The 12,758-nt window shown below is 69.9% G+C and carries 11 protein-coding genes; 8 read left to right on the forward strand and 3 right to left on the reverse strand.

What is annotated here, in order from left to right:
- On the forward strand, window positions 1-296 hold a 296-nt coding region (locus VIB55_RS22015), incomplete at its 5' end, for a hypothetical protein (protein ID WP_331878826.1).
- The gene (locus tag VIB55_RS22020) at window positions 293-1,693 is read left to right on the forward strand and encodes a sigma-54 dependent transcriptional regulator (RefSeq protein WP_331878827.1); all 1,401 of its coding nucleotides are present in this window, start codon (window positions 293-295) and stop codon (window positions 1,691-1,693) included. The genes VIB55_RS22015 and VIB55_RS22020, both read left to right, overlap by 4 nt.
- 89 nt (window positions 1,694-1,782) lie before the next feature.
- Here the strand turns inward: VIB55_RS22020 and VIB55_RS22025 are convergent, their stop codons facing one another.
- From VIB55_RS22025 to VIB55_RS22035, 3 genes are all read right to left on the reverse strand, one after another.
- The gene (locus VIB55_RS22025; protein ID WP_331878828.1) at window positions 1,783-3,867 is read right to left on the reverse strand and encodes a S9 family peptidase; all 2,085 of its coding nucleotides are present in this window, start codon (window positions 3,865-3,867) and stop codon (window positions 1,783-1,785) included.
- Between the two features lie 104 nt (window positions 3,868-3,971).
- On the reverse strand, window positions 3,972-4,229 hold the full coding sequence (locus VIB55_RS22030) for a hypothetical protein (RefSeq protein ID WP_331878829.1): 258 nt from the start codon (window positions 4,227-4,229) through the stop codon (window positions 3,972-3,974).
- 224 nt (window positions 4,230-4,453) lie between these two features.
- Entirely contained in the window at window positions 4,454-5,002 is a 549-nt protein-coding gene (locus tag VIB55_RS22035; protein WP_331878830.1) for a thioredoxin family protein, read from the reverse strand.
- Between the two features lie 298 nt (window positions 5,003-5,300).
- On the opposite strand from VIB55_RS22035, the gene VIB55_RS22040 reads away from it, so the two are divergent.
- The 6 genes from VIB55_RS22040 (at window position 5,301) to folE (ending at window position 12,128) form a co-directional block, all read left to right on the forward strand.
- Window positions 5,301-6,434 (forward strand): VLRF1 family aeRF1-type release factor, encoded by a 1,134-nt coding sequence (locus tag VIB55_RS22040; RefSeq protein WP_331878831.1) that lies wholly within the window; start codon window positions 5,301-5,303, stop codon window positions 6,432-6,434.
- A gap of 693 nt (window positions 6,435-7,127) precedes the next feature.
- Window positions 7,128-7,967 (forward strand): nucleotidyltransferase domain-containing protein, encoded by an 840-nt coding sequence (locus VIB55_RS22045; protein WP_331878832.1) that lies wholly within the window; start codon window positions 7,128-7,130, stop codon window positions 7,965-7,967.
- 87 nt (window positions 7,968-8,054) lie between these two features.
- Window positions 8,055-10,028, forward strand: a complete 1,974-nt coding sequence (gene mrdA, locus VIB55_RS22050; RefSeq protein ID WP_331878833.1) for a penicillin-binding protein 2 — start codon at window positions 8,055-8,057, stop codon at window positions 10,026-10,028.
- 149 nt (window positions 10,029-10,177) lie between these two features.
- Window positions 10,178-10,603 (forward strand): hypothetical protein, encoded by a 426-nt coding sequence (locus tag VIB55_RS22055; RefSeq protein WP_331878834.1) that lies wholly within the window; start codon window positions 10,178-10,180, stop codon window positions 10,601-10,603.
- 523 nt (window positions 10,604-11,126) lie between these two features.
- Entirely contained in the window at window positions 11,127-11,537 is a 411-nt protein-coding gene (locus VIB55_RS22060) for a 6-pyruvoyl trahydropterin synthase family protein (protein ID WP_331878835.1), read from the forward strand.
- On the forward strand, window positions 11,538-12,128 hold the full coding sequence (gene folE, locus VIB55_RS22065; protein ID WP_331878836.1) for a GTP cyclohydrolase I FolE: 591 nt from the start codon (window positions 11,538-11,540) through the stop codon (window positions 12,126-12,128).
- Window positions 12,129-12,758 lie beyond the last annotated feature (630 nt).

A 12,758-nucleotide genomic window follows, 5' to 3' on the forward strand; every position in this document is an offset into this window, starting at 1 on the left:
CCGGTAAGTGCGTGAGTTGGTCAGGAGGTGGAACAATGAACGTAGCTGTCCGGTCGATCAGCGAAATCACGCACCAGGCGATGGCCCTGCTCACTCGCGAGCTGGGTTTCGCCGACACGCTGCGTTTCCTCAGGCAGTTCAACACTGGGATGGGGAACTACACTGAAGAGCGTGACGCGATGTTTGGCGATCTGACGCCCGACGAGTTCTTCGCCGAAGCGCGCCGCCGTTTCCCGCCGCGTTCGTCCGATGCAGGCGTTCCGGCCCGCGACCCTGACGCTCCGTTTATCCTGTGAAGATCCTGGTCGTCGATGACGAGCGGGCGATCCGATTTTCGCTCGTGGAACTGCTGCAGGACGACGGGCACGAGGTGCGCGAGGCGGAGCACGCGCCCGCCGCCCTCGCCGCGCTGGAGCAGGCGCCCGCCGACCTCGTGCTTTCCGACCTCACCATGCCCGTCATGGACGGAATGGCACTGCTGGAGGAGGTGCGCGCACGACATCCCGAAACCCTCTTCGTGCTCGTCACCGCGCATGGCGACGAGCGGACGGCCGTGCGCGCGCTGGGCCAAGGCGCGTACGGCTACGTTCCCAAGCCATTCGACAACGACGAGATCCGCGCCGTGGTCCGCCGCGCGCGCGAGGTGCTTTCGCTGCGCGCCGAGAACGGGCGGCTGCGGCGCGAGCTGGCGGGCGACTTCCGCGGGCTGATCGGCGACTCGCCGGCGCTGCGCGAGGTGGTGCGCGTCATCCGGCGCGCCGCGCCCACCGAGGCCACGGTGCTCGTCACGGGCGAGAGCGGCACCGGCAAGGAGCTGGTCGCCCGCGCCGTGCACGACGAGAGCCGCCGTCGTACGGGGCCCTTCATCGCCCTCAACTGCTCCGCGCTCCCCGGCGAGCTGGTAGAGCGCGAATTGTTCGGCCACGTGCGCGGCGCGTTCACCGGCGCGGACCGCGACGCGGAGGGGCTCTTCGAGGCGGCGGACGGCGGCACGCTGTTCCTGGACGAGGTGGGCGACCTGGCCCCGCCCGCGCAGGCCAAGCTGCTGCGGGCGCTCGAAGAGCGGCAGGTGACCCGGCTGGGATCGACCAAGCCGGTGCCCGTGGACGTGCGCATGGTCGCCGCCACCAACCGCCCCTTGGAGGCCATGGCCGCGTCCGGCGCCTTCCGCGACGACCTCCTGTACCGGTTGCGCGTGATCGCCCTGCACATCCCGCCGCTGCGCGACCGCCGCGAAGACGTGATGCCGCTGGCGCTGCACTTCCTGGCGCACTTCGCCGGGCGCTACGGACGGCCCGTGCGCGGCTTTTCGGACGCCGCGCGCCGTCTTCTGCTGTCGTACGACTGGCCGGGGAACGTGCGCGAGCTGCGCAATGCTGTGGAGCGCGCGGTGGTCATGGCCGAGGAGGACGAGATCGGGGCTGGAGACGTGCCGCCGCAGCTGGCGGAGAGCCGCGCACCCGTGGGGCCGGTGGATGCCGCGCTTGCGGACCTCCCCTTCGCCGAAGCGCGCGACCGGGCGATGGAGGCGTGGGAGCGGCGCTTTCTGGCCGCGGCGCTGGAGAGGCACGGGGACAACGTATCCGCCACCGCCCGCGCGCTGGACCTGCACCGCCAGAGCCTGCAGAAGCGGCTGCGCGCATTGGGGCTGACGCGCGAAGGGCCTGCGGACGGACCCGCGCCATCGGCGTAGCGCCGTCGATCCGGGCTCAGGCCCGTAAACAGCGAGCCGCGGAGGCGCATCCGGCACCTCCGCGGCTCATCACTCCTGCGCGGCTGCGATCAGGGTGCCGCCGCTCGTGGGGCCGCGTCGTCGAAGGTGCCCCAACGGCGGTACCAGTCCATCATGTACAGCTGCGTCCGCATCCAGTTGGAAGGCCGCGAGCCGGTGCCGTGGTACTCGCCCGCGAAGCGGAGCAGCGTCGTGGGAACGCCCCGTGTCTTCAGCGCGGCGAAGTACTCCTCCGACTGCGGCATGGGGGTGCGCAGGTCCAGTTCGCCGGTCATGATCAGCGTGGGGGTATTCACGTTGCCCACGTACATCAGGGGCGACTGCTTGAGCCAGGCCTGCGGGTCTTCCCAGAACGGCTTGTCGAAGAAGTTCGCCGTGAACAGCGGAACGTCGGTCTGGCCCGCGAAGCTCAGCCAGTTGATCACCGGGCAGCGCACCGCCGCCGCGCGGAAGCGGTCGGTGTGGCCAATCACCCAGCTGGTGAGCACGCCGCCCCCGCTGCATCCCCCCACGAATAGGTTGGCGGGGTCCACGTATCCCTTGGCGATCACCGCGTCCACGCCCGCCATCAGGTCGTCGTAGTCCACACTGGGGTACGCGCGCTGGATGGCGTTGCCGAATTCCGTGCCGTACCCGGTGCTTCCGCGCGGGTTGGTGTACAGCACCACGAAGCCGTTCGCGGCGAAGTTCTGGAACATCGTGTTGAAGCCCACGTTGTACATGGAGTGCGGTCCGCCATGAATCTCCATGAGCAGCGGGTACTTGCGTGACGGGTCGAACCTGGGGGGCTTTACGATCCACCCCTGCACCCGCGCCCCGCCCGACGAGGTGTACCAGATCTCCTCGACCTCGCCGAGGGCAACGTTCTGCAGCACGTCATCGTTCACCCGCGTCAGGCGCGTGACCTCGGCCGGGTTGCGCGCCTCGAAGCGCACCACGTCGCCCGGCTCACGGGCCGTGCTGCGTACGCCCACACCCACGCCGGCGCGAGACAGGGAATTGAGCGTGAGCACCTGCGCGCCGCGGGTCACCGGCCGCACGCCGCCGCCCTGGAGCGGGGCGAAGTAGACGTTGCTGGATCCTTCGCTCTGGGCGGTGAAGTACACGCCGCCGCCGTTCGCGGCCCAGACCAGGTTGTCGGGATCGCGGTCGAAGTTGCCGGAGATGCGCCGGATGCCCCCGCCGTCCGCGCGCGTCAGCCACAGGTCGCCCGCGTGGTAGCTCATCCGCGAGTACGGCGTGCCTACGAAGGCGATCTGGCTGCCGTCGGGCGAAACCGCCGGCTTTCCCCAGCTTCCGCGGTCGGGCGTCAGCTGGCGCACCGCGCCGTTCGCCACGTTTACGGCGTACAGGTACGAGTCGCGGTAGATGCTGTCGGGGTTTTCGATCTTCAATCCCTCGACGACGACGGTTCTCCCGTCCGGCATCCAGTCCCACGCCACGCCGCCGGGAAGCTGGTCGAAGCGGGAGCCCACGCTCCAGTCGCCCGTCGTCACCTGCCGCGCCGTTCCGCCATCGGCCGGAACCACGAACAGGTGGATGTTGCCGGCCTTGAGGAATCCCTGCCGGTCGGCCCGGTAGTGCAGCCGGTTGACCACGCGCGGCGCCTCCGTCCACTGCGCTCCCGCGGGCGCGGCGGGCAGATCGATCTTCCAGGGGGTTTCCTGCGGCACGAACTGCGTAAAGCCCAGCGACCGTCCGTCCGGAGACCAGCGCACGTTGGCGGGGTTCTCCGAAAGACGGGTGACCTGGGTGGCGCCCTCGGCATCCAGGTACTTGACCCACACCTGCGTTCCCTTCGGCTCACCCTCCGCCAGGTAGGCGATGCGGGTTCCGTCGGGCGACCACGTGGCGTTGGACCCGTTCACCAGGAACCGGTTGCGGGTTCCGTCGGCGTTCACGATCCACAGGCTGGATTCCCACCGGTCCTTCAGCTTGTCTACCCAGCGGCGGGTGTAGACCACGTGGCGCCCGTCGGGAGAGATCTGGGGATCGGCGACCGTCTCGAAGTCCAGGATGCGGGCGGTTGTGAACAGCGAGTCGGAGCGAACCTCCTGCGCGGCGCCGGGGAGCGGGGCAATGCCCGCGGCCAGCACCAGCGCGACGGCGGCCGCCGCCGGTCGGAGAGTGTTCATGGGGTTCCTTTGCCATCGGCGAATGGAAACGGGCGACTGCCCCCATCGTAGAGACGATCGCGCCGGGCTGCAAGCGCGGCCGCCGCCCGGCGTTCGGCCAAACCCTAGGAGGGGTCCATCCCGTCGCGCTGCTCCTGCGGCGAAACGGCGGCGCGCAGCAGCAGCCACATCTCCGACTCGCTGAAGCCGGTCCAATCCGGGGGAAGGGGATAGAAGCGGCGCGTCACCTCGCCGCATTGAAAGCACAGCCACCCGCCCACCATCAGCTCGGGAAGCGACTGGCTGGAGCGGGAGCGGTCGGGGATCACCTCCCACACGGTCCACGCAACACCGTCGGGGTCGTTGAAGGTGCGAAGCGTCATCGGCGGCGGGCGGACACGCGGGTCGACGGCTCCCGCTCGGGTTCGGTGCTCTCGGTGTGCGTATGTCTCGCAATTATGATGTGTGCCGCGCGGCAGGGCAACGGATTCCTCTCTCACGCGGAGCCGCGGAGAAAAGCAGAGAGCCGCGGAGGGCGCCGAAGCCCTCCGCGGCTCATCCGTTCCTCCGCGGCTCCGCGTGATCCGTCGTTCGATGGGACGCGGGATCAGCCTTCCGCCATGATGTCCAGCAGCTGGCGGAGCGTCGTTTCACCGCGGTCCCGCGCATACCAGGTGCGGACGTCGCGGTAGATGTCGTCCGCGGCACGGATGCCGGCGCGCTTTTCCCGCAGCACGAACTCCTGCAACTCCGAGGGCCGCGGGCCCCAGCGCCCCGCCACGCTCCCGTCCTCGCGCAGCACGATCGCGATGGGAATCGAGCGCGAGCCGTAGGTCAGGAACGCATCCATCAGCTCCGGGTTCTCGTCCCGCTTCACCATCCGCATCTCCACCTGGGGAAGCGCATCGGCCAGGCGCGCCATCCAGGGAATGGTGTTGAACGCGTCGCCGCACCAGTCCTCGGAAATCACCAGGATCCGCCACCGCCCGCCGATCTCCTGCCCACGCTGCACCGCCCACTCCGGCGCCCGGGCGCGCTGCCAGGTGCCCTTCCACATGTCGGCGTGCTTCACCACCTCGCGGTTCAGGTAGTCGTCCCAGCTGAACGCACCGTCCCAGCAGGCCTGCAGGTCCAGCTCCGTCGTCGTCGCCATCATCCCTCCCTCGTCCACGTGCCCTCGCCACCCGGGTAAGATCGCATGCAAATGCTACGCTGGCGGGCGCCGGGTGCGCGCCGCTCGCTGCTGCGTGGTGGTACACCGGTGGGCGGACGGGGATCGGCGCAGCGGCCGGACGATGGCGCGCAAGTGCTTGCACGAGGGCGGGATGCGGCGGATGGAACGCGGACCCGAGGCGTCGCCGGGGTGGGGCGGGGCGGCAGCGTTCTTGCAAACGGCCTCCGGGACCGCGGCGGTCCGGTGCCGCAGGCTCTCTGAACCATCAACGGTGCAGCCCATGATCAGCAGACAGGATCTCGAACGCCTGATTCAGCGCCAGGACGGGGACAAGCCGGTGCTGTCGCTGTTCCTCGACATGTCGGTGGACAGCAACAACAAGCGAAACCACCTCGTGTTCCTGGGGCAGCGGCGCGGCGACTTCGCCGAGCTCGAAAACATCACCATCCCCACCGGCAGCGGAAGCGAGACGGGCGTCGGGAGCCTGTACGAGCGCATCCTCGGCTGGTGCGAAAACGAGTTCGACGAGCAGAACCGCGGCGTGGTGATCTACGCCGAAGTGGGCGGCGACTGGTTCGAGGCCCTGCAGTTCCCGGTGTCCGTGCAGAACCGGATGGTGGTCAGCGACCGCCCCGTGATCGGTCCGCTGGCGCAGGTGCTGACCACGTACGAGCACTACGGCGTGGTGCTGCTGGACCGCGAGCACGTGCGCATTCTCAGCGTGTACCTGGGAACGCTGCTCGACGAGCTGGAGTTCCGGGGCGACCCGCTGCCGGTTCCCAGCAACGTCAAGGCGGGCGGCTACTCGCAGACGCGCTACCAGCGGCGCAAGCGCGAGGAGATGAAGCACTTCTTCAAGGACTTCGCCACTGAGGTCGAGAAGTTCGTGCACCGCTTTCACCCTGCCAGCCTGGTGCTGCTGGGAACGGAAGAGAACGTGGCCCGGTTCCGCGAGTTCCTGGCGGCCGACGTGCAGCAGATGATCGGCCACACCGGACCCATGCCGGTGGACCAGTCGGCGTCGGAGGTGCTGGCCCGGCTGGAGCCGCACCTGCGCGCCGACCACGAGCGGCACGACCGCGAGCTGCTGGAGCAGGTGCGCGACCGCGCCGCCCACGACTACCTGGCCACGGCCGGGGTGCAGGGCACGCTCACGGCGCTGCAGGAGGGGAAGGTCGACACGCTGGTGCTGCCGCGCGACGGGCAGATCCAGGGCGTGCGCTGCACCCAGTGCAACTTCGTGTTCGTCCGCGACGTCAGCCGCTGCCCGTACGACGGGTCGGAGTCGCTGGAGCAGGTGGACGTGATGGAGGAGATGGTGCGGCTGGCGCAGCAGCAGGAGGCGGAGATCCAGTTCGCCGACGCCAACGCCATCGCCGACCTGCGCGGCGCCGCGGCCCTGCTGCGGTTCTAATCCACGGGCAGGGCAGGCTACGAAGGCCCGGGAGACTCGCTCTCCCGGGCCTTCGTCCCATTCGGTCATCGCAGAGACCCAGCACACGCCCCACAGCCCTGTCATCCTGAGGCCCAAGCGCACCGGACTCGCCCGCGCACGAACCGTCGCGGGCCGAAGGATCTAGCCGCGGCTACCTTTCAGCCAGGGCGCGGCAGCGGTCACCGTAGCCGAGGCCTCGGCTGCTGTGGGGCCCTCACCCGTCCGCGCTGACACGCGTCCACCCTCTCCCACAAACAGCGTGGGAGAGGGGGTACACACCAAGCCGGGCGAGGCCTCGGCTCTGCGGGGGCGAATGAATTCGCGGCAACGACGGCCCGAAGTCCGCCTTCGCGGACTGCACGCGCAGACGGGTGCGCATCACGTGCGCAGACGCCGCCTCCAAGGCCTGTCATCCAGAGGCCCAGGCTCACCAAATTCGCCCGCAGCACATCCAACGCGGGCCGAAGGATCTAGCCGCGGCCGGCACGAAGGCGGGGCGCGGCAGCGGTCTCCGTCGTCGAGGCCTCGGCTCCCCTGAGGCGGTTGAAACCGCAGCTGGCAAATTACGAAGTCCGCCTGCGCGGACTGCACCGGGAACTCGGGCGCTCGTCGCGAAGCGTCGCTCGGAACGCGGTTTGCGCCCGCCCCGGTGAACCATCCACAGGAGCGGGGATGCGGGACGGGACGGGCGTGTTGGCGGGGGACGAGCCAGAGGTGGCGCGGTGCCTGGACGAGAGGGAGCGCGCCGCCGTCGCTGCGCTGGTGAGGGAGGTGCGCCAACGTGTGCGCGCCGAACTGGTGCACGCGGCGCTGTTCGGCTCCAAGGCGCGGCGGCAGGCGCGCCCCGACTCCGACGTGGACGTGCTGCTGATCTGGCGCCGGCTCCCGCCCGACCGCGAGCCCCAGGCCGGCCACGCCGAGGCCATCGCCGAGGAGGTGGCTGCGCGGACCGGAGTCCCCGTCGGCGTGTGGTCCGTCTCGCTCCAGGACCTGCGCCAGGGCTGCCGCACGCCCATGCTCGTAGACGCGCTGGACGACGCCCTGCCGCTCTGGCCCCCGCACACGCACCTCCCCCCGGTCCCGTTCACCCCCGACGATGCGCGGTTCTGCGCGTCACGGCTGCTGGACCGCGTGGACGAAGGGAGCGAGGAAGTCGCGCAAAGCCTCCGGGACGGCTCGGACGCGTGGGTGCGCCGCGTGCGCGACGACCTGGTGCGGCTGTGCACCGCGGCGCTGCTGCTGGCCGGCGACACGCGCCCGCGGCGTGGCGAAGCCGTCCGCCGCTTCCTGGAGCGAACCCCCTGCCTGCCGCTATCCCCCGCCGAGCGCGCGGCCCTGGCATGGGCGGCGCGATCGTATCCGCCGGGGCACGTGGAGCTCGACGACGAGAGCCCGCTTCCCCCTCCGCCGGTCGACGCCGACAGGCTGCTGGACCTGGTGGACCGGGTGCGCTCTCTGGTCGTTCGACGCGGCCGGCGGGTGGCGCGGGGCGGGGGATTCCACCGCGGCTGATGAGGGGGACGACCGGCGCGGCTCTTGCTATCCATCCCCCGGGCCGAACCCCGGCCGACAGGTAGGAAATCCAACGTACGACGCAAGATGAAGCTCTTTCAGCGCGATACGCGCCAGCGGCGCAGCCTGGGTGCGCTGTTCGCCGTAACGTTCGTCGTCGCCATGCTGCTCACCGCCTTCTTCCACACGCAGGTGGTGGCGGGCGAGCAGTACGCCATGCGTTCCGAGGAAAACCGCCTGCGGGGCATTCCCATCCCCGCGCCCCGCGGCACCATCCTGGACCGCAACGGCGACGTGGTGGCCACCAGCATCACCTCGTACTCGCTGGCGGTGCTGCCCGGCGACAGCGCGGTGGTGCTGCAGACGCTGAACGACCTGGCTCCCTTCCTGGGGCTGGCCGCCAGCGACATCGAAACGCTGATGGCCAAGCGCAACCGCCGTCCCCACGACCTGCTGGAGGTGACCAACCGCGCCACCTTCTCGCAGGCCGCGGCCGTCGAGGAGCGCCGCGCCGCGTTCAGCAACCTGATGGTGGTGGAGCGGCCCCAGCGCTACTACCCTGCGGGCGCCGCCATCGGCCACCTGTCGGGCTACGTCACCGAAATCACCAAGGAGCAGCTGGAGCTTCCCGAGTTCCGGCAGGCCGGCTACAAGCAGGGGCGGCTGATCGGGCAGGCGGGGATCGAAAAGCAGTACGAGTTGGCCCTGGCGGGCCGCGACGGCGCCCGCTTCGTAGAGGTGGACGCCAAGGGCCGCGTGGTGGACCCGCGCTCCACCGTGGGCGCGCAGGCCCCCGTGGCCGGCAACTCCATGAAGCTGACGCTGGACCTGGACCTGCAGGAGTACACGCACAGCATCTTCCCCGACACCATGAAGGGCGCCGTGGTGGCGATGGTGCCCAGCACGGGCGAAATCCTGACGCTGTACAGCCATCCCACGTACGACCCCAACGCCTTCGTGGGCCGCATTCCGCCGCGGCTGTGGGGCGCGCTGAACACCGATCCGCGCCTGCCGATGTACAACCGGACGATCTCGGCGCAGTACCCGCCGGCGTCGACCTTCAAGACCATCACGGCGGCCATCGGCGTGCAGCGCGGGCTGATCAAGGCGGGAACGCGCATGCCCATCTCGTGCACGGGCGGCATGTCTTACGCCGGCCGCTATTCGCGCTGCTGGAACCCCAGGGGGCACGGCTCGGTGGACCTGGCGGGGGCCATCGAGGAATCGTGCAACGTGTACTTCTACCAGCTGGGCATCCGCATTGGCCTCAACGAGCTGACGCGCGCGGGCGTGCGGCTGGGCTTCACCAAGCAGACGGGAATCGACCTGCCCGCCGAAAAGCCGGGCATCTTCCCGACGGGCCTGGACTGGTACAGAGAGCGCTTCGGCGTTCCGCCCGTGCCCAGCGACGTCATGAGCCTGGCCATCGGGCAGGGGCCGAACTCGCAGACGCCGCTGCGCATGGCGTACGTGTACAGCGCGCTGGCGGGCAACGGCACGGCCCCGCCGCCGCACCTGGTCGCGGGCGACACCATCGAGCGGGGCGAGGGCATCGACCTGGGCATCGACGCGACGGGGCTGGAGGCGCTGTGGGAGGGGCTGCGCCTGGTGACGGAACAGGAGGGCACAGCCCTGCAGTCCAGCCTGGCGCGGTACAAGCTGTACGGAAAGACGGGCACCGCGCAGAACCCGCAGGGCGACGACCACGGCTGGTTCGTGGGCTTCGCCGGCCGGCCGGGCGGGCACCCCGACATCGTGGTGGCGGTGATCGTGGAGCACGGGCTTCACGGCGACGCGGCGGCCCCGCTGGGCGCCAAGGTCGCCAACTTCTACCTCGACAAGAAGTACGGCCATCCGTTCGACCCGCAGCCCACGCTAGGTGAGCGCTGGCGCTCGGGGCGGGCCGGCACGGACGGGCAGTGGGACACGCCCAACCGGCGCCTTGTGCCTCGCGCCTCCACCGGGGGGAGCGAGTCCGGCAACCGCTCGCGCCGCGAATCGCGCGAGCGGGGGAACGATGCCGCACGCGAGGAGCGCACGAAAGCCGGCGACACGGAATAGACCCCGTCGTTGACGATCCAAAGCCGGCGGCGGACCCACGCGGGGCCGCCGCCGGCTTTCTCGTACGTGTAGGGCTTGATATTTGGAACGCGGGACGGCTTCTTTCGGTACGTATCTCCGTTCGCACCGACGCCTCAACCGAAATCCCGATGATCGGCATGACGATGCGCAGGCTCGCGCTGCTGGTTCCCGTGCTCTTCGCCGCCTCCGCGTGCTCGGACATCACCGGCGGAGGCGAGGCGGTTGCCGGCCTGGTGATCGAGGATGCGGGTGGAACTCCGCTCGTCACCGTCGGCGCCACGGGCGTCACGGGAACGCTCTCCGTGAACCAGGGCGCCGAGCGCGACCTGGAGGTGGTGCTGCTGAGCGCCGGGGGCGTGCCGGTGGGCCTGGGCCTGTCGCAATCCATCCGGGTGACGGTGGTGAACAGCCAGGTGGCGAGCTGGGAGGACGCGGGGGGAACGTCGGGAACGCTGGTCGGCCGCAGCCGCGGCAATACCACGCTTCGGGTGGACGTCATCTCCGCCGGCGCCGTCGACTACGGCTCGCCCTCCATCCCCGTCCGCGTGAACTGACACCAGCCGATTCGGGCCGATCGTGCGGCCGCCCCGGCCTCGCTGGGGCGAATGAATTCGCGGCAACGACGGCCCGAAGTCCGCCTGCGCGGACTGCACGCCTAGTCGGGTGCACGGGGCCAGCCGGAGCGCAGCGCATCGTTCCTCGCCCCAACCTCCGTCCGTCCGTGAGCCCCGAAAGCTACGCTCATCCGCAAGGCGCGCAACGGCTTGGGCGCATACGGGAGGACTGCCCGCGGCGGCCGGCACCGCCATCCTTGACCTGAACTCGGCCAGTGCCTTATCTTCACCGCCGTCTGGAGGCAGCGGGAAGCACAATTTTTGAGCCAACACTTTTGAAGCCGGGGCTGCCTTTTGCGGCAGACGCCACGCCCGCAGGGGAAGGCGGAACGCCGCGGAGAAGCCACCGCAACATGTCCCTGACATGGCTTCAAAAATCCTTCCCGTTGCCGCCCGGTTCAGGCCGGCCCCGCCCCGCGGGGCTGGCCTTTTCTTCGAATTCACCCCGGCTCCTGGGGCACGCGTGGCAACGGTTCGCGTAACTCGCCGGCTGCACTTCAGCGCGGCGCACCGGCTGCACAACCCGGCCTTCTCCGACGAGGAGAACCGCCGTGTGTTCGGCCCGTGCAACCATCCCAACTGGCACGGCCACAACTACGAGCTCGACGTAACCGTCGAGGGGCAGCCGGACCCCGGCACGGGATACGTGGTGGACCTGGGCCTGCTGCGCGACGCCGCCGAGGCGGTGGTGGCAGACCTGGACCACCGCAACCTGAACCTGGACGTGCCTTGGCTGCGGGACGTGATCCCGTCCACGGAAAACCTGGTCGTGGCGCTGTGGCACCGCATTGCGCCGGTGGTGCCCTCGGGCCGGCTGGTGAAGCTGACGCTTTGGGAAACCCCGCGGAACTCCGCGGAATATTCGGGAGAATAGATGGCGGACGGAACGGAAGCGGAGGGCCAGGCTGGCGCGGAGTTCGCGGGCCTGGTGAAGAGCATGCTCCAGGCGCTGGGGGAGGATCCCGAACGCGACGGCCTGCTGAAGACCCCCGAGCGGGTGGAAAAGAGCCTGCGCTGGCTCACGCGCGGATACGCCCTGTCGGTGCAGGACGCGGTGGGCGACGCCATCTTCGACGAAGACCATCACAACATGGTCATCGTCAAGGACATCGAGATGTATTCGATGTGCGAGCACCACATGCTGCCGTTCTTCGGCAAGGTGCACGTGGCCTACATCCCCAACGGCAAGATCGTGGGGCTGAGCAAGCTGCCGCGCGTGGTGGAGATCTTCGCGCGCCGCCTGCAGGTGCAGGAGCGGCTGACGGAGCAGATCGCCGGTGCGCTGATGGACGTGCTGGAGCCGCAGGGGGTGGGCGTGGTGATCGAGGCTGCGCACCTGTGCATGATGATGCGCGGGGTGGAAAAGCAGAACTCGCGCACCGTCACCAGCGCCATGAAGGGCGTGTTCCTGAGCGACCTGGGCGCGCGCGAGGAGTTCCTGCGGCTGGTGCGGGGCAGGGACTAGGACACATCGGGGTCGGGTGCGTAGGGATGGCCTGGTGCTCCGGCGGGCGCCCCCCATCCCCAGCCCTTCCCCCGCAAACTGCGCGGGGGAAGGGAGTCGGTCCGGTGAGCGGCCCCGGACCACGCACAGTAGCCTGTCATCCTGAGGCCCAGGCGCACCGAACCGGCCTGGACACCGCCCTACGCGGGCCGAAGGATCTAACCGCGGATGCTTCTCAGGCCGGGCGCGGCAGCGGTTACGAAAACCGAGGCCTCGGCTGTCGTGGGGCCCTCACCCGGCCTCGCCCAGGCTCGTCCACCCTCTCCCACAAACAGCGTGGGACGGGGGTACGCACCAAGCTGGGGCGGGGCCTCGGCCCTGCTGGGGCGAATGAATTCGCGGCAACCACGGCCCGAAGTCCGCCTTCGCGGACTGCACGCGGAGTCGAGTGCACGAAGGCCAGCCCGACCGCACGCGAATTCTCCCCTCTCCGCATGCGCAGCATGCGGGGAGGGGCCGGGGGAGGGGCCTGCCGGGGACTGCGCCGAATCGATCGAAGCGCATCCACCTCCGCCAGGGATTCCAGCCCGAGCGCCTGCACTCGCGCGACGCACCGGGCTGGCTCCCTTCCCCCGCGCAGTTTGCGGGGGA

The sequence above is a fragment of the Longimicrobium sp. genome (assembly GCF_036554565.1).
GTDB lineage: Bacteria > Gemmatimonadota > Gemmatimonadetes > Longimicrobiales > Longimicrobiaceae > Longimicrobium.